Source organism: Telluribacter sp. (genome assembly GCF_035998675.1).
In the GTDB taxonomy this organism is placed as follows: Bacteria; Bacteroidota; Bacteroidia; order Cytophagales; family Spirosomataceae; genus Telluribacter.
The window spans coordinates 252,013-270,185 of record NZ_DASYHI010000015.1; the positions used below are offsets into that span (position 1 = coordinate 252,013).

Below are 18,173 nucleotides of genomic sequence, written 5' to 3' on the forward strand. Positions count from 1 at the left end.
GGTACTACTGATTACCAGCTCCGCTACCAGTTTGAACAGGAGCACCGATTGGATTATCTGTTCCGGCCCCCATCTGCCGGTAAGTTTGATAGCTCTGGTACTCGTCTGAATCCAGCTGGCCATTTCCATTCTTGTCAAATTGCTTAAATAGGCCGTCGGAAAATTCCCGATCGCTTAACCGATTGTCGCCGTTGGTATCCCACGTCTTGTACCAGCCTTCCCGGTTAAAGCCTGCTGTGTATTCTTCGTCATTCAGGAATTCGCTGGCATCAATGTCCCAGTTTGCCCAGCCCACGGTATCCCGACCATACATACTGGCTGATGTGTTCCATTCGTTCCGGTCTACCTGGTTGTCCTGGTTGGAATCCCAGCTTTTGTATTGGCCCGCACGGTACTCGGTGTCCTCCACATATCCATCACCATTTGTATCCCACTCTTTAAATTGGCTATCTATTGCGATGGTACTATAAAACTTATCACTGTCATAGGTTTCGGCAGTAGCAGTTCCTTCCGAACCCATTTCGCCTTCTTCATTTTCTTTATTGTCAGAGCAGGCGGCCAAACCCAATAACGCGAAAAGGCACAGCCCATTCATAACCACTCGTAGTACACTTTTTTCTTGCCGGTTCATAATTTTTGTTTTTATGGTAAAACAATCATTTTTTGGGTGTTCATAGCTACAGTTGGCGGGGAGGTTCCTACGAAGAGTAAGCACATAAGCCCGGCCAGAGATTACTACCAACCAGGTACCTGCCCACCGCAGTTATGATACAATTCACTAAAATCTAGTGTAGTATCCCAAAAAAATGATGCCTAAGCCCAAATCCGGCCCGGGCCGGAGGTACCCCGGAGTCTGGCCAGGGCTCACCTACCTGAACCGCTCGTACTTTCCTGCTTAGTCATAATCCTGATTTCGGCGGGGGGCAGGCCGGGAGCAGTGGCTCTCAGGGTAATAGTACCTGCCTTTTCGGTAGGGCGTACAATGGCCAAAGCCCTGCCCCGAAAGGTATTCTTCCGCGGCTTCTGGACGCTGGAAACATCGGTAGGGTCGGCATTGCCGACTGCGGCTAACTCACCGGTGCCGGTCAGGGAAAACTGAATGGGTAGCCCGGCGGTGGGTATTACCTGCCCGTTCGCATCCACCACTTCCACGGTTACGTAGGATAAGTCGTTGCGGCTGGCTTTAATGGTACTACGGTCGGCGGTAAGGCGGAGCTGTTTGGGGGCTCCGGCGGTTTTAAGTACTATGGCCTCGGTTTCTTTTCCATCCTCCACATTCACCGCTCTCAGAATACCCGGCTGATACGATACCTCAAAAACCGCCGTAATGCTGGTGTCGGCGATGGCTTGTTCACCAATCAGGGTACCGTTCAGGGTGAGGCGTACCCGGGGTGCCCGGGAAAACACCCGGACCTGTAACGGCTTGCCTTCGGCACCGGGCCAGGTCCAGCTGGGTAGTTCTTCGGGCCAGCCCCACTTGCTGACGATCTCCGTCAGCCCCTCCGGTAGGGGCTGATGTACCATTAGGGCAATCGGACTTTGCCGCCACACCACATCGCGGTAGTAGGACTGCGGCTTTTTGTACCCGATAAGGTCAATATCCCCGCACCAGCCGTTGTACCAGGGCCAGCCCAGAATGGGGCTATCTTTCTGGTTGCTCAGGACCGTATGCCCGATGGACGCTTCGCCCATGTAGTCAAAGGCCGTCCACACAAAATCGCCGATTACGTACGGGTACTTCTCCACCTTACTCCAGTTTTCCAAGGCTTCCCTGACAAACGACTCGCTGCCAACCATAACCCGGTCGGGGTGTTGGCGGTGGTCAGACTCGTAGTACTGCCACTGGTAGTTGTAGCCACCAACGTCCAGCAGGGCAAAGGCCGGGGCGGTGTCGTTCCATTGTTTGCCCCGGTTCATAGGCTCCCAGAATCCGCAGATGGCCTCGGTTGCCGGACGCGTCGGGTCCAGCCGGTGGGCTGCGTCTACCAGCTGCCTGGTAATGCGTAAACCTACACTATCGGCCCGTTCGGGAATTTCATTGCCAATACTCCACATAATAACCGACGGATGGTTGCGGTCCCGCCGGATCAGGGCTTCCATATCTTTTTGCCACCATTCTTCAAAATACAGGTGGTAGTCCTGCGGATTTTTGGGTACCAGCCACATATCAAAGGCCTCGTTAATGACCAGCATACCCAGGCGGTCGCAGGCATCAAGCAGGGCCTCCGAAGGCGGATTATGACTGGAACGGATGGCATTGAAGCCGTTCTTTTTCAGGATTTCAATTTTTCGTTCCTCGGCCCGGTCAATCGCGGCCGCTCCCAGGGGTCCGTTGTCGTGGTGGATACAGCCGCCTTTCAGAAGTACCCTTTTTCCATTGAGCGTAAAGCCTTCCGTACTACTGAAACGGATGCTGCGTATGCCGAAAGGGGTTTCTACGCGGTCTAATAGGCGGGTACCGGCCTTAATTTCGGTAACGGCTTTGTACAGCCGGGGGCTATCGACCGACCACAACACCGGGCTGGTGAGCGTGAGGTTCTGCGTATCGGTAGCGGAGGCATTGGGCTGGACGGTCAGGGTACGTTGGCTTCGACCCACGGTTTTGCCATCGGGAGCTACCAGGGTGGTTGATAACGTGAAGGTACCTGGAGAGGCCTGCCGGTTCGTGACCAGGTTTTGTACCTGTACCTTAGCCTCTTTGTCGGATACTTCCGGCGTGGTAATATATACCCCCCAGGGCGCTACGTGTACCGGCGCGGTAGCCGTTAGCCACACGTGCCGGTAAATACCCGAGCCACTGTACCAGCGGGAGTTTTTCCCCTCGTTGCGTACCCGTACCGCCAGTACATTGTCCTGACCGGCTGGTTTCAGATAAGGTGTCAGATCATAATGGAAAGGCGTATACCCATACGGATGGAAGCCCAGATGATGGCCGTTCAGCCATACATCCGAATTCATGTAAACACCATCAAAATGAATGCTTATCAGTTTGCTCTGCTCGTTCCGGCCGGTTCTGAATTTTTTCCGGTACCAACCCGTCCCACCCACCGTAAATCCGGTGGAGTGAGATCCGATACTGCTTCGGTCAAAGGGGCCAACCACCTGCTCCGGCGTCTGGTTAGGCAAATCCTCAATGCTCCAGTCGTGGGGCAAGTCTACTTTTCGCCAGTTGGCATCCTGGTAGCCCGGCGGCTCAGCCTGGATGGTACTGTCTTTTATAAAAAGCCAGCCGTTATCAAACGGAATGGTGCGGGCGGTGGTGGCAGAGGAGAGGGTACTTTTCTGAGCAAAAAGGCCAAAGGAAATAAACAATAAAAACAATACTACTAGCTTACGCATACGCTTCTGGATATTTATTGAACTCCTGTTTTCGGGCAGACTTCTTTTTAAAAAGCAATTTATGATAATTATTACTTTTAGTAATTGATAAGTCTTTCCTGAAACACAACCAGGTCAACCGGAAGCTCATTAAACCATATAGCCTGTAAACCAAAGGCTTAAAGGCTATAAAGAGGTACTTATTTCTCCAAATGATTTCACGATCAAGGTCCATTGCTGCTAATTGGCAAAAGGACCCGGAATGCTGACCAGGTCCTGAATCTCCTTGCCGTTGTGTTCAAAACGCGCCAGGGTATAGACTGTACCCTCCTGACCAATGGCGATGGAATTGACGTAGGTAGGCCGCTGCCCATCGGGATAGAAGATAGGGCCGTGGTCGGTATAGGTCCGGCTGGGTAGGTGGAAGGTGACCAGATGCAGATTTTCCAGCCCTTTGACGCCCCCTTTGGCAATTTCGTCCGCTCCCTTTACGCGCTTGCCGTTGAGGTAGATGGGGCCACCGGTGAGGTAGTAGATGGTGTCGCCGTCAGGCCCCGGCTGAAAGCCCAGGTACCCGTAGCTAAACTGGTCAAACATACCGCTTCGCCGCGAAGGCTCGGACGTAATCCGCTCCACGATTTCGATCTTAGGTTCGCGCGGATCAAAGCGAAACAGGTAGCCGGAATTGCCGTGGACGCCGTAAGCTACCTCTTCGGGGGCGTACCAGAATATCTTGCGCCAGTTGTACCCCATGCTGCCGGGACGGGTGGCATCGTACCGGCCAAAGTAGTCGAGCCGGATATCAAAATCTTCCAGCTTCCGTAACTCAGTAGCGCCGGGCCGGTAGGTAAATACATGGCCCTCGGCGGTGGAGAAGTACACGGCTCCCTCGCGCGGGTCCACGAACATCGACCGACAAATAACGCGGTAGTCGTCGCCGGGCGTACCGGCCTCGCCGCGGGCGCAGGTCAGTCCCAGGTTTTTCAGCTCGCCGGTAGCCGGATTGTAGTGCAGAAAATAGCCCAGCGGCCAGGTAAGCGCGTAGATGTGCCCCCGATCTTTGTCCTGCGTTATGGTCAGGATACCTTCGCCGTCGGGAGCCAGAGCCAGATCTTCAAACTCTCCCGTAGTCAGATCATATGAAAGCAGATGTCCGCCTGGATACAGGCTGTAGCCTTCGGGTGCATTTTGGGGCAGGCGCTCCATGCCGTCGATCATCTCGTAGTAGCCCACGTGGGTAGCAAAGTAGAGCTTCCCCGCCCGCTCGTAGAAACGAACGTGACTCTTGCCCTGCACGATGGCTTTAGAGTGGGCCTCGCCGCACAGTTCGGTCAGGTCAGCCAGGTGCTGGATCTGGTCCGTAGCCGGGTCGTACACGTACATTTGCCCTCCCCGATCGTGGGCTTCGGACGAAAGTACGTAGTATACCTTGCCGTCGCTGGCTACCGTGATAGCGTTGTAGGTATCGTGAGCCAGCTCAAAGCCTGAATAGTAGGCCCGGGCGGTCAGGGTTTGGTTGCGGGGGGTAGGCTGGGTAGTGAGGCTATCGGCGATGGTGCTCATCTGGTCAGTGGGTAGTGGAGGTTAGGGAGTGGGTACACCGGCCTGTCGCGCCAGCCGGACCGCTTCGTACAGGATCATGGTTTCGATGGTTGGTGCCCAGGTACTGGGCAGCCCGTAGACCATCTGAGAGGTTTCTCCCTCGTAGCCGCCTTCGCGCAGGATAGTACTTGACGGGATATAAGCCATGACGTCGTTGGAGTAGCCGAGCACAAAGGTACTGGGGCCGAGGATCTGCTTGAGCTTGATAGCGTACTCCACCACCACCTCCCCGCCCAGCGTCACCAGGGGCAGGTCGCCCAGGTACCACACCTGCACCGGGTACGGGTAGGTTTTGGGCATGGCTTCGCCCTGCTGTAGCTTACCGGCCATTCGATTAGCCCAGCGCCTGTAGTAGTCCACGGTTGTTTCACGGGCTATTTTAGCGTAGCCTTCCTGGTCAGGGTGCGCAGTCAGGGGTAGTTCTATTTCAGAGTAAGCCGTTGATAGTCGGGCGGGAATAGCGTGCATATCCTCATCAAGTACCCGATCTACCGCCGCGGCCAGCTCACGACCGTACTGCTGCGCCAGAGGTATAGTATTGCGGGGAAGTGCGTTCTGATCCGCCCCGGTACTTTGGAAGAACATGGCCGTAACGCCAGGATGCGATTTTTCCAGTTCAAGCTGCGCAAATCCGGCGTAGTCACCGGACCACTGATACCCATTGAGCACGGTAGGGTGACAGGCATACCCAAAGGCCACGGCTTTCAGTTCTCCCTTTTCGTTCTCCACTTTCAGCACGGGAACCGCGTAGTCGTTGGGCCCCTGTAGCTGCGTCAGGCGATGCAGTACGGCCGCATTATTGTTCCGTCGGTTGACCTGGAAGCGGGTGACACCGTTCTCGGCGTAAATGCGGGCGGGTTCGGTTTTGCGAAGGGCCTCCCCTACCACCGCCACTATTTGTTCCTCAAGAAATCTGGAGTACTGATTAATTCTTGCGGTCTGCTCGGCATCCACCGGATAAATATCCAGAAGAGCATCCGATAACACCGGCCCCGAGTGGGTATGCGAGCTGTTCAGGATGATCTGTGCCTTACCTAGTTTATGGTCGGTGTACAGGCGGGTACGGATGCGGTCTGAAATTCCCTTGGGTAATCCCAGCAGATCGGTGGTTACCAGTACGGCCTGCTTGCCCTCTTCGTCTTCCAGTACCAGTGCCTTGGCCCACAGGTCGTGCAGGGTACCTTCGGACGGGTGGTCACGAACGGCAAAGCCGGCCATCCACATGGACTGCTTCGGCGTAATGACCCTGCGGGCTACGCCTGCCTTCCAGCCCTTAGCCGCCAGGCCGCCAGCTTCGGCCCCCAGGGTAACCAGCAGGCAAACCGAAGTAAGGAGTAAGAATATCTTTCTCATTTCTTCGTCAGCTTTTTGAGTTGCTCCGCATTGTTGTATACCTTTTGGATAGCACCGGCTATCTCATCCATATCAGATTGGGGGCCGAGCAGCATATTCTGCGTCAGCCATACGGCCTCCTCGTTGCACAGCCGGTCGTTTTCCGGGCAGCTGTTCTTCTCCACAAAGGCGTTGAAGTCCAGCATTTCCTTCGGGTACATCTTCTTATAGTTTTTGGATTGGAAGGCATCGTTCAGGAACTGCTGGTTGTATAGCGTAGCGTAGCCGCTTTGGCAGGGTACGCCTTCGGCTTTAAGCGCCTGCAGGAATGCCTCCCTCGGCAAGCCTTTAAACTCTTCCTGCCTGTACCGAAACGGGAACAGGTGGAACACCGCCCGGGTGACATCGTCGTACAGCCTGTAAGGTACTATACCGGGTATGTCCTTGATCTGGGATTTTAGGTAGGCGGCATTCTGGCTGCGCCGCTCGGTCTGCTCCTCCAGGCGCTTCATCTGGGCCAGCCCGATGGCCGCCTGGTACTCGGTGAAGCGCAGCTTGGTACCCTGCATGATACTACCCATACTCACCGCCCCGATAGTGGCTCCGTAGGGATTCCCGAAGTTCTGGTAAGAAAAACAGCGATCCATAAACTGGTCATCATTACTGACGACCGCTCCCCCTTCGCCGATGGGCAGATTCTTGGAATTTTGAAAGCTAAAACATCCTGCGTTGCCGAAGGTACCTACCTTCTGGTGATCTATTTCGGCCAGGTGGGCCTGACAGGCATCCTCAATTACCGCCAGGTTGTGTTTTTTGGCGATGGTCATGATCTGCTTCATGTTGGCGGGTAAGCCCAGAATATGCACCGGTATGATGGCCTTGGTACGCGGGGAGATTTTGGCCTCGATCTTAGCCGGGTCAATCTGGAAGGTTTCCGGGTCCACATCCACAAAAACGGGCATGGCTCCCGTAGCCAGTACCGCCGACACCGTAGCGATGAACGTATAAGGGGGTACGATTACCTCATCGCCTCCCCGGATATCCAGCTGGGTCAGGGCTACGATCAGGGCGTTGGTCCCATTCACCACCGCCAGGCTGCGCTTCACCCCCAGGGCTTTGGCCCATTCTTTCTCAAACTCAGCCACCGTAGCTCCCCTGGACCACACGCCACTCCTGATCACTTCGAGCAGTTTTTTCTCGTCGGCTTCGGGTTTCCACAGGGGCCACTGGGGCCACTCGCCGGTACGGACGGGCTGCCCCCCCAGTAGGGCCGCCGTACCCGAAGTATTGATTACAGTCGGTGCAGCCAGCTTATCTGCCAGGGGAAGCGGAGTCTTGGCCCCCTCGGCCAGCAGAGCAGGAGTGAGCATCGCTCCGAGGCCGGTCAGGGAGTTGCGCCGGATAAATTCACGTCTGGAAAAGTAGTTTTTTGACATGCGCTTACTGGTTAGGGGAGTTCAGGAATAAAGGGCTGTACGACACTTCCCCCCTGTTCTGACTAAGCACTCCCGGTATACTACCAGGGCGTGAACGGTAAGGCACATGCCATAGAATCTAAAAAGTAGCGGTACCCGCAGTAATACCGATACCAGCCTACTTTTATCTTGAAGATACTATTTTAAGGCATTGCTGATAGTATCACCGAACAAAAAAACCTGAAGTAGGAAGACCAGAAAAAGGGTCAACAAAACGGGCTTATTATTTAATCAGCTACTGCTTTAAATCCTTAGGAGATAATAGCCCTTATCCTTTCTCTTCTGGAAGTGGAGTTTAACTAAACATGAAAAAAAGTAGGAGAGGTATGCAACGTATAGAATCAAAATACGACATTTTCATCAAGTTGATAGTGAAGACAGAAGCCGTAGCGGCTCTGGACCAGGCCATGAAATAAATGTGAATTGAAATGAAGCAGGATATTTCCTTCCGTATATACGCCTATGAGTGGATGGGCATGTATCAGTTTATATACGAGCATTATTCAGAAGTTGGAATTAATGCTCACCCTTACCATATGACACTCAATGATTATCTGCATCGCATTACTACTCCTACTATTGAGGAGTGGGTAAGCAAGTGCCGCCACGTCCATAAAAAAAAGAAGCTCTATACTTTCAGCATACCCTTACACGCAGCCGTGATACTATGGCATGAGCTGCAACATGGCCACAGTATCAGACAAAATGTTCAGGACTTTCTGGCAAAACTGGATCAGACCCTGGTCAATGCCGGCCTTCAGCTGGAAGTACCTGCATAGGCTGTTACTCCACTTTCTTTATACATCAGCAGAAAAAATAAAAACCGCCCTAGTTATAGCTAAGGCGGTTTTTGGTGGTACCTCGTATCTAAAATGTGACCCCGACGGGCTTATTCAAAAAGATCATAATCTACTTGTAATCGAAAGGTTATCAGCTCTTAAAAATTAACTTCCCGAAATTATTCCCCCTTACAGCTCGTGGTTATAGTAGATTTTATAATATTTACGGCCATCCTTTTCTACTCCGTGCTCAATTAAGCTCTTATCGCCGTGTATATAGATATCAAAGTTCCGGTCGAGCTTTAGTACGTTCTTGAAGATTTTAGCTTGCTTCTTTACGGCCTGACGAGATATTTCAAAATCATCCTTAAGGTCTATGCCCTTGGCTTCGCGAAAAGCTGAATCAAAGTCCCGGAATGAATTGATGACACTCTCCTCCAGTAGAACATCTTTCTCGAAAGCTTGCTTACTGAAGGTTTCGTTGCTCTTGAAGTAGTTAACTGATCTGTTCAGCAAGTCTATTTGGTCAGCCTTAGTCACCTGATGCTCTACCGGGAAGCGGTCTGTAACGAAAGACTTAGTTAATGCCATAAATTGATTGGTGCTGTTGATGTAGTCATTCTTATAGTCGACACTCAGGAAATCGTTCTTCCAGTATTCTGTTTCAACGGCCCCATTGTCGATGACTAACAACGTATAAGGTACCTTATTAAATACGATAAGACAGGCTTTGTCAAGTCTTTTACCTCCTATTCCACTTTTGAAATTAAGTCCAATCTCGCCGTTTTCACGGGTGGTAGTCTCAATAAACCTTTCTTTGTTCTCAATTTTATAAATCCCCAAGGCTTCATAGAAACCGTTATCCATCTTTATGTCGTCATACTTGACAATAAAGAGGTCTCCATCTTTAATATTGGGATGCTTTGATACTGATTTAAGATGAGTAAAAATATCTTTCGATTTCCCAATAAAGTCTTCATCCTCGAAAATCGCCTGTGATATTTTGAATAAAGGGTTTAAGGCAATATTAATTTTATGAGTAAACTCATTAGTTGCAGAAATGGAAGCAAAAGGCTTAAGGAATATCTTTTTTAGTATTTCTTCTTCTTCTTCATTTTGATAATTGTATAGGTTGTCACTGACAGAAGACTTATGAGCATCATTACTAATTCGGTGCACGATCAACTTACGAATAATTGTTTCATTAAAATCAATCATATTATTTTCTAATTTTTGTTGTCATATATGAAACCATACTGCTAACCAGAAAAATAGTTCTATAAAGAACAAAACCTATCCAGTATAGCACCAAAAACCTATGAATTATATTGAATACCACTAAAAATAAATTACCTAATGAGTTCAATGTAATATCCTTTATGTCTAAATAGTACTTGAATATATTAATATTTAATTCATGTTCAAATAATGTATTTAAAGCAAGAAGGACAATTACTATTATACAAAGCACAATATTGTACCCAGTAACATACGCAAATATTAAAGAATAGTTATGTGATTGCGTATCCCACACTTTATCACCAGCCGTCAAACTAATATTATTTTTGACTGCTATAGTGTAACTTTTATCTACATCTGGAACACTCTCCTCATTTACATCAATATTATATATTTTTATCCCATCATCCGCTTTAGTATAAAACTTATCAAAACTAAACACCAAAGCCGTAATGAACAATCCTACAAGTATTGAGAGTACAGAGGAGAAATAGGACACGAAAACATCTTCAAAGCCAGTTTTTAGACTACAGACTATAGCCATTGAAATCATTGCAATGACGATTCTATAGCCATAGGCATCCCTCTTTCTTTTATTCTTTTCTTTCTCTTCTTTCTCACTTCCTTTATTTTTGAAAGGAATCCCATTAATTCCACCTATCTCAGAATTTAGAGACTGAGTCCTCAAATCTACTACATATTTATATAAGTTTAGCGACATATGAATCGGGCCTAATTTCCCCTATTATCTCATTATGGAATATATCAATACAAAATTGATGCAGCTCTACAAAATCAGGAGTGCCATCCGGGTAAAAGCTGTTAATTCTGTTTTTTAGTTGAACAACGGGCACAAAATCATGGTCGCTTTTATTCCACTCAAAGGTCCGTTCTGTCTTAGACTTCTTATTCTTTGTAGTGTAATTTGCCTTCTCAAACTCTTCTAAATTAATATTTTTATCCCTAAAAACAAATGATTTCTTCCTTAAAATTTCAAAGAATCCAGGCGCCGCTTCTGCCGGAACACTTTTGTTTTTTGGAGTGGCGATAATTTTAATATCATAAGCTCCAAAGTCATAATAAGACTCATTAGTACTGAAAGTATTCTCTACAAATGTATTTTGGAATTGAACAGTACCTAGCACAGCCCCTTCTTTAAAATCATCTTTAAAAATTTGTGGACAATAAGAAGATGGTCTTGCTGTGTTATAATATTTTCCCTTAAATATTTTTGTAATAAATCCTTTAAATACCCGCGTAATAGAGTCATCATTACTGTTTGAATGTATCATAAAGAAACCTTTATCATAATCTAGGGGCAAATAGGCGAGAAAATAAAAATACGAAAGAATAGTATTTGTTTCTTTCAATGGATCATTATCATTATCATCATCGGATTTTGAAATCAGACCATCTCTACCATAAGGACCTCCATTTATGACGCCAGATATAATATAATTTTCAGCGCTTGCTGATGGTCTTTTACTGTAGTGCTTATTATTTTTCTTTTCTAATTTGACTCTCTTTTTCAACTTATCATCCTTGGCGTGTTCACCAGATAACTGCTTTACAAAATAGTCATAGCACCTAATGAATAATTGGTGATCTGAATGAGAACGTCGCCCCCCTAGTTCATCAATAATAAAATCCTTAAATGTTTTCTCTTCATCTTCATTCTTAGGTGCAAGCTCGAAGCAATAAAATTCAAGTTTTGGGTTTGTTGCCATGTGGACGAGGGTTTAGAAATGGATTATTGGATATAGAGAGGATATAAAAAGGAAGATACTGATAGTATTATACGTACAGCGAAGCCTATGCGAGGATCTTTGCCTTCCGGGCCTGGAACTCGTCCTCGGTAAGTACTCCCTGTTGTTTGAGGCTGTTCAGCTTGGATAGCTCGTCGGCAACATTGGTTGTACTTGCACCGTAAGTTGGTTGCTGTACTCCCTGATTGTACTTGGCATCGAAGGCTTCCTTGCTTTGCGTCCAGAAGATGATGGCGTCGATGAACGCGATGATGGCCGGGATTAAGGTCCAGCAGAAGATCAGGTACAGGATGCCCAGGCCGGTTTGGCCCAGGTAGAAGCGGTGAACGCCTAAGCCTCCCAGGAAGAAGGCCAGAATACCGGTAGAATTTTTGTCTTTCATGATAGAGTGAGTGGTTAGTGGGAACAGGTATAGGAAAAAAATATAAACACAACCTTAGGCAGGTACCATACCCCGCAAAAACCTTACCTTATAAGCACCCAGATAATACTTGCCAGGGCAACCAAATAAAGCAGGAGGATTATAGTAAAATTTAACTTTCTATTTTTCTCTGCATCCATGTTGAAATGAAGGCAAATGGTTGTGGATGTTCAGTAAAAAGTTATTAAGCGGTAGCAAATGTTATGGAACGGTATCCATATGCGTAGCGCTAGGGGATTACGTATGCTAGCTAATTATCGCTGGTCAGGAACATCCTGATTATTTTGTGCGCTCCACTTGCTGCTTTGCTTCTCTTAGTTCTTCTTCCTGATTTCGATTTGTCTTTCGGGAATATTGATTAACTAACTTATCCTTAGGGATGCGTATGTAATCGTTTTTAGGCCCTTAAAATATGGCTTGTAGCGACTCACCTTTAATTAGCTAATCGGGGACTTTGTACACCTCGCTTATCCTAAGCGCCCGATGTAAATGCAAAATAGCATAACCATCGCAATATACAATAGCAAAATGGTCAATAATGAATGAAGGAACATTTCTCCGAATACTTTGCATTTCCAGAAGGCTCTAAAGAAAACAAAAACCGCCCTCTTTTTATATCTAAGGCGGTTTTTGATGGTACCTCATAGTACCTCGTATTCAAAATGTGACCCCGACGGGAATATTTAATACATTGACAGACAAACAATTAATGGATTTAATATAAACGGGTATCAAAAGCGGTATCAAAAGCAGCACCTAAAAGCAGTAAGTACTAGCTATAGGACTTCACATTAATAACTGTACGATTAAAAAGCATCATATATACCAATAATTGCACGTATCTATCTGTATATCAACCCAATCCACCAAGGTAAATTTTAATAGCGTTTCAAATTTGAAACGCTATTAAGGGTAAAAGTACAAACAACAAAATGCTTATTATCCTGTATATCAGAGCCTTAAACAATACCAATTTTTCAAATAACATACTTTTTCTCTCTAAACCCCCTACCACGCACTGAACGGAATTGCAATTGCAGCCAGGCACCTAGAGCGATATATGAACGAAGTGCATGGGCATAGCTACTTTCCTTTACTATCACTGTATTTGTTCTTCACTTTGGGTAAACCAAAATATAAGAACTAATGAAAGTATTGATTCTAGCAACTGGACAACCTTCAAAACATCTCATTAATGCTCTGGAGGAGCGTGGACACACCTGGGAACACCACAACCCAAATCATTTATACATGCTTGTTTCTGATTCTACAAGCGGATATGACAGGTTATACAACGGCCACAGCGACCTTGAGACCCCTGTTAGGCTGCTTGCCAGGAATTATGATGCAGTTATATCAAGAATAGGCTCAAGTATCGACCACGGTGCAAGCATTCTAAGGCACTTAAATGAGAACTTAGGTATATACTCAGCACAAACTGCTGATGGTATAGAAACAGCATCCAACAAACTGAAGACAACCCAAAAACTCAGCTTAAACGGTGTACGGGTGCCAATAACTACATATGCTAAAAGTCCGGTTCATACTGACTGGCTAATAGATAAAACCGGCGGATTACCTACAATTGCAAAGCTCCTTAGAGGGAGCCAGGGAGTAGGGGTATTCATTCTGGAGACTCCACAAGCTGCAAATACTACCCTAGAAAGCTTTTATAAGCTGGAAGCAAGTATTAAGCTACAGCAATTCATTGATGCGGGCTCAAAGGACATTCGTGTAATTGTGGTAGGAGATCAGGTTGTAGCATCAATGGAACGAACCGGGAAAAAGGATTTTAGGGCAAATATTAGCCAGGGCGGATCAGGAGCTAAAATAAAGCTTAATGACGAAGACAAAGAATTATGCGTGAAGGCTGCCAAATCAATAGGCTTGGAGTTTTGCGGGGTAGATTTATTGAAAGACAAAAACGGCAAATCCTATGTAGTTGAAATTAACAGCAATATGGGTACTCATTCAATATCAGTTTGTGGAAATTGGTTTGTTGACCTAGTAAAGCATATAGAACAAAAATCAAAAAAGTATAAGAAGGAGAATATAAAGGAGGAAAAACAACAAATAAAAAACACATTTGAAAGTACTTCAAGTACCATTTTTTCTCAAACGGATAAAGAAGTAGAAGAACTTAGAAACTCATCAATTTCTAGAAGACTAGCCAAATTAGAGTCTGAATTATTAAAATGAATTAATTAAGTTACCAATTATGAAAAACAATTCTTATGCTGAATATAAATCAGAGCAAATAGAAATAGATCCAAAAACGGGTATTCCTTTTAAAGTTTGGCCTTGGACAAAAAAAGGAGAACTCTCTTTACATGCTAGTTCAGAAGACACAAAAAAGTACTCCAAACGGATATTTCCTGAGAATATATTTAAACATATTCTTGGAAAAGAAACCGATTAAGAATATTAAATCAAGCTCTATTACTTATCAATTTTGGTTTTGTTTCATTAAAGTACCTGATATTTATTCAGGTACTTTTTTTTGTACTGTGCTTCTATTCTCTTTTCGATACCTAGCATTCTGGATCGTCTTTCCAATATGTTGCCACCAGGTAGCTAATAAAATCGTTGTAGCCTGGGTATTAGGTAGTACAATTGCAATATTAGCAGGAGTAAAACCCCTTACCTAAAGGTTCAATAGGTCAATTTAAATAGTTCAACTTATTCATTGCTTCTTCCTTGCGGCATAGATGTCACTTAGACTTCCATCAATCCCGTACATTAATGGATCTAGCTGCATGTTCTTACCATTATCGAAAGTGTGATAAGCTTTCTTTATCTCGAAACCCTTGGCCGTGAATTTATTGAGTAGGTCTATGGAGTGGCTTAGGTCATAGACTGAGTAGGTAAATAGCTTATTGCGGGTACCGTCCGGACAATTGGCATAGAATCCTAGCTTTTCAGAGGGACTAGCTTTCATAATTTGACCTATTATTAATGTGAACTACTATTCTTTGAAAGGAGGGTTTATACCTCGGTCAAAATTGTACTATGAACTACGTATTTGGAGATATAAAAAAGAGTGCAACAATGCAACATAGTTGGAACATGCAACAAGAATGCAACAGAAATGCAACAAAGTAAGTATCTTATAATCAATAATATATATAGAATGTTGCATTGTTGCACTCATTTATTCTATTTTCAAAATCAATTCTTAAACTTCTGTTTATCAAGCAATTAACTAATATCAAAAAAAGGCCAATTTGTTCCATTCTTGTTGCATGTTGCTACAAAACTAGCTCTTGTTGCACTTTCTGTAAATCTACATTTGTACTATTTGTAGATTCAGAAACGGACAAAAAGTCAATTTTTGAAAAGGTATAATGTGTATTGATTTGGTCATTACGTGTGGGATAGTAGCTGTTAGAATTATCAGTCTCCGCTTTATAAAGAGAGAAATAGGTATACCGGCCCTTCTTCTGAAGCTTCAGGTTTAAATCATCTTCGATTGCTCTGTTTACCTGCTGCCTGTCTACGCTTCGCAGATAATTACCTTTAGTTAATTCAAAAATAAGCTGGTTGGTAGAGAACGAAAATTGGCCTTCTTCAGAAAACATATCGAATGTATCCTTTACTAGCTCCCTTATAGCTCTGGAAATATAGCTCGCACCACTACGGAAATAAACCTTGAGCTGTTCAGTTGCGTATACACTCAAATCAAAGTACATACGGGTTTTCTCCTCATGTACTAGTTTCCGGTTCTTTAGATAATGAAGAAAGGCCGGAATTTCAGCCTCCAGCTTTTGCAACATATCAGGATCGTTCTCAAGTCCTCTGTCTTTAAAAGTAGGGACTTTGAATACAGCAAAACGCTTCTCCCCTCGTTCAATTCGCAGGGCCTTTCCTTCTTCATTAGACATAAAAATGAATTTACCAATGAAGTCAAGGTTTACTTTATCCTTTCCCTTGGAGTTAGATAATACTTGTCCTTTTTCCGTTGATAGCCGCTTAATCGTCTGCATAACCTCTTTATTGTCTAAGGAGGTTTCATCAAGTACAATTAACAGTTTATCCAGCCATACAGAGTTAAAATCTGATTGCAGGTCTTTATTCCCCACTGCTACTGTATTAAACTGGAATATCTTTTCTACAAACTTTCCAAAAGTGCTTTTACCAGTTTCCCTTTCAAATGATTCAAGTAGAATTACAGGTAAGTTCTGAGTTGGCCTGGAGTATAGGAGCTGAAAGTAATCAAGAATAAAATCCATATAGTGGCTCCCAAATATGTGTTCAAGAAAGTTCTTAATAGTACCATATGGGCCAGGCTTAGGCTCATGAGAAATTTTATAGTACTTGTTATAATGGCCGTGAATTACCTGTTTGTAATCTGTATGTGAAGGTACTATTACAAAATCCTCATATTTTGGAATGTAGCTTAGAATAACTCGTGAATAATCATCAATGATTGTACCTTTAATTCGCTTTGCCAGCAACCTATGAAGATTACCATTTTTATCTGGCCGGTGAGTTATCTTATAGTATTCATCTCCTACACGAATAAACTCTTTAGCTGCCTGCTCAATAGATTTCTTTTCTTTTACTTTACCGCTACCAGGCACTTTGTCTTTTGCCTCTTTACTATTTTTTTCTTTTGGAGAGTTTTCCATAACTTTGTTATATATACAAGTGATATACAGTTAGTTTGATATTTAAAAACCCGCTCTGTTTGTGTCAGAGCGGGTTTTTTTTCATATTTTCAAGCTCCGCTAATAAAGCCTTTTTACCATTTATATTAGATAGTTGGTGCAGTGGCTTTATTTCTTTTAATACCTTCTTTAGATCCTCTGTTGAAATATATAAAAGGATACCATTTATTAATTCCTGGTATTGGGCAGCGGCGTATGCTTCAAGGTCCCATCCAAAACAAAATCCGGTTTCAAGTCTGGCCTTAATATAAATCTCGAAGTGCTTGAGAGTGGCTTTCTGAAATTGCCCCTGGAGTAGCACTGTGAATAAATCCTCAAGCTTGTAGTAGAACTCAATATTACCCTGTTCACTTATATGAGTATACTCCCACATTTCTTTTAACTGGTATTGTATACTTCTCATTTCCAAAGAAATATCATTCACATGCAATGTTCCCATAGCTTATAAAAGGTTAATGCGTTAAATAGTAAGATTAAGATTACCTGGGTAGGAGCCGATCAATTTCGGAAGCTGCAACATAGACCATACCACCTACTTTGTGAGTAGGGAACAGGCCATCACGTTTGAATTGCTCAAATTTTGACCGAGATATGTTCAGGATCTGACATACCTCAGTAGCCCTGTAGTAGTCTTTTTTGGGCGGTGTTTGTGTTCCGAGCTTTCGCTCGAGGCGTTCTAACTGTTCAGTGAAGGTATCTAAAAGATACTGCCCTTCGGGACTTAGTGTACTTTTCTGTCGTATTCCCATTGTCTTTATGAGGTTTGGTAAACTTTACAAAGACAATGTTAGTAAATTTATGTGTATCGTTACGCATAAATTTACTAAATATATTTCTCTAGCAATCCATCAATTGACTTAACTAGCTGACTTCCAGTATTTTTTGTGGCGTAAAAAATTAACAATTCAGCTTTGAACCCTCCTCTAAGATAATCCTTAACACTTGGTTTTAACAAATGGTAAGCATAATCTTTGTAAAAGTAACTTGAATGCAACTTGCTACAGAAGATTTCATAATAATAGGGTAAGTACCAAATCATTTCAGGATATGATTCTTTTACCTTTTTAACACTACTAAGTTCTTTATACTTATCGTAAAGCATCAAAGCCGGAACGTTCTTCAGAATGGTGTCTGATCCTATAACTCCCTCAAATTTTTCCTCTTGGTCAAATATAGCTTCAGTTAATTCAAAGACTAGCTTCTGATTTACAAATTCCATCAAACTAGGCTGGCTCCTGTACCAAAACATTATTTCACTTAATGAAAAGCTAGGATTTGTAGCAGGAGTACTTTCATTGATTAACTCAATTATACCCTCCTTTTCCTCCTCAAGAGCCTTTCCATATAATTGCTCAGTAAGGTACATTTCACCAGGATTACCAAATATTTCGAGCTTACTTTTATAGTAAGTGGTTTTTTGTTGCATGATGATTTTTAAATACAAAGGGTGTTTTTCCTTATCGTATTCATCAAGCATCTTAATACGATCATTGAAGTAATGCTTTACCGTTATTTTTATATCGGTTTTATGCTTTTTATACTTCCGCTTTGGAGCTTCTTTGGCTTCCATAAGT

At 44.5% G+C, this 18,173-nt stretch carries 16 protein-coding genes; 3 read left to right on the plus strand and 13 right to left on the minus strand.

The genetic code is table 11. The annotated features are described in order from the left end of the window. Positions 1–4: 4 nt before the first annotated feature. From VGN67_RS08750 to VGN67_RS08770, 5 genes are all read right to left on the minus strand, one after another. A complete protein-coding gene (locus VGN67_RS08750) occupies positions 5–631 on the minus strand; it encodes a hypothetical protein (RefSeq protein ID WP_327486426.1) in 627 nt (208 codons plus the stop codon). A 233-nt stretch (positions 632–864) separates the two neighbouring features. Continuing rightward, positions 865–3,339, minus strand: a complete 2,475-nt coding sequence (locus VGN67_RS08755; protein WP_327486427.1) for a glycoside hydrolase family 2 TIM barrel-domain containing protein — start codon at positions 3,337–3,339, stop codon at positions 865–867. Positions 3,340–3,558: 219 nt separating this feature from the next. Further along, the gene (locus VGN67_RS08760; RefSeq protein ID WP_327486428.1) at positions 3,559–4,881 is read right to left on the minus strand and encodes a hypothetical protein; all 1,323 of its coding nucleotides are present in this window, start codon (positions 4,879–4,881) and stop codon (positions 3,559–3,561) included. Between the two features lie 21 nt (positions 4,882–4,902). Beyond that, positions 4,903–6,273, minus strand: coding sequence for a neutral/alkaline non-lysosomal ceramidase N-terminal domain-containing protein (locus tag VGN67_RS08765; protein ID WP_327486429.1), 1,371 nt, complete (start codon positions 6,271–6,273; stop codon positions 4,903–4,905). Next, a complete protein-coding gene (locus tag VGN67_RS08770; protein ID WP_327486430.1) occupies positions 6,270–7,688 on the minus strand; it encodes a DegT/DnrJ/EryC1/StrS family aminotransferase in 1,419 nt (472 codons plus the stop codon). Before VGN67_RS08770 ends, VGN67_RS08765 begins: the two co-directional genes overlap by 4 nt. A gap of 467 nt (positions 7,689–8,155) precedes the next feature. Between VGN67_RS08770 and VGN67_RS08775 the strand changes: the two genes are divergently transcribed. Further along, positions 8,156–8,506: a hypothetical protein gene (locus VGN67_RS08775; protein WP_327486431.1), complete on the plus strand. Its 351-nt coding sequence runs from the start codon at positions 8,156–8,158 to the stop codon at positions 8,504–8,506. Between the two features lie 189 nt (positions 8,507–8,695). Here VGN67_RS08775 and VGN67_RS08780 read toward each other — a convergent pair whose 3' ends face one another. The 4 genes from VGN67_RS08780 to VGN67_RS08795 form a co-directional block, all read right to left on the minus strand. Continuing rightward, positions 8,696–9,724 (minus strand): nucleoid-associated protein, encoded by a 1,029-nt coding sequence (locus VGN67_RS08780; protein WP_327486432.1) that lies wholly within the window; start codon positions 9,722–9,724, stop codon positions 8,696–8,698. A gap of 1 nt (position 9,725) precedes the next feature. After that, positions 9,726–10,466 carry a hypothetical protein gene (locus VGN67_RS08785; protein ID WP_327486433.1) on the minus strand — a complete coding sequence of 247 codons (741 nt, stop codon included), beginning with the start codon at positions 10,464–10,466 and terminating at the stop codon, positions 9,726–9,728. Next, entirely contained in the window at positions 10,447–11,472 is a 1,026-nt protein-coding gene (locus tag VGN67_RS08790; RefSeq protein ID WP_327486434.1) for a hypothetical protein, read from the minus strand. The genes VGN67_RS08785 and VGN67_RS08790 overlap by 20 nt, the downstream gene beginning before the upstream one ends. A gap of 85 nt (positions 11,473–11,557) precedes the next feature. Beyond that, positions 11,558–11,893: an NINE protein gene (locus VGN67_RS08795; protein ID WP_327486435.1), complete on the minus strand. Its 336-nt coding sequence runs from the start codon at positions 11,891–11,893 to the stop codon at positions 11,558–11,560. Between the two features lie 1,185 nt (positions 11,894–13,078). On the opposite strand from VGN67_RS08795, the gene VGN67_RS08800 reads away from it, so the two are divergent. Together VGN67_RS08800 and VGN67_RS08805 are read left to right on the plus strand one after the other, a co-directional pair. Continuing rightward, positions 13,079–14,131 carry a RimK family alpha-L-glutamate ligase gene (locus tag VGN67_RS08800; RefSeq protein WP_327486436.1) on the plus strand — a complete coding sequence of 351 codons (1,053 nt, stop codon included), beginning with the start codon at positions 13,079–13,081 and terminating at the stop codon, positions 14,129–14,131. A gap of 19 nt (positions 14,132–14,150) precedes the next feature. Continuing rightward, complete coding sequence (locus VGN67_RS08805) at positions 14,151–14,351, plus strand: hypothetical protein (protein WP_327486437.1); 201 nt, start codon at positions 14,151–14,153, stop codon at positions 14,349–14,351. 829 nt (positions 14,352–15,180) lie between these two features. On the opposite strand, the gene VGN67_RS08810 is transcribed toward VGN67_RS08805, so the two are convergent. The 4 genes from VGN67_RS08810 to VGN67_RS08820 all read right to left on the minus strand — a co-directional run bounded on the left by VGN67_RS08810 (position 15,181) and on the right by VGN67_RS08820 (position 18,169). After that, on the minus strand, positions 15,181–16,560 hold the full coding sequence (locus VGN67_RS08810; RefSeq protein WP_327486438.1) for a primase-helicase family protein: 1,380 nt from the start codon (positions 16,558–16,560) through the stop codon (positions 15,181–15,183). Between the two features lie 64 nt (positions 16,561–16,624). Continuing rightward, the gene (locus tag VGN67_RS08815) at positions 16,625–17,038 is read right to left on the minus strand and encodes a hypothetical protein (RefSeq protein ID WP_327486439.1); all 414 of its coding nucleotides are present in this window, start codon (positions 17,036–17,038) and stop codon (positions 16,625–16,627) included. A gap of 40 nt (positions 17,039–17,078) precedes the next feature. After that, positions 17,079–17,348, minus strand: a complete 270-nt coding sequence (locus tag VGN67_RS24520; protein ID WP_414717300.1) for a helix-turn-helix domain-containing protein — start codon at positions 17,346–17,348, stop codon at positions 17,079–17,081. Positions 17,349–17,422: 74 nt separating this feature from the next. Next, a complete protein-coding gene (locus VGN67_RS08820) occupies positions 17,423–18,169 on the minus strand; it encodes a hypothetical protein (protein ID WP_327486440.1) in 747 nt (248 codons plus the stop codon). Positions 18,170–18,173: the final 4 nt, after the last annotated feature.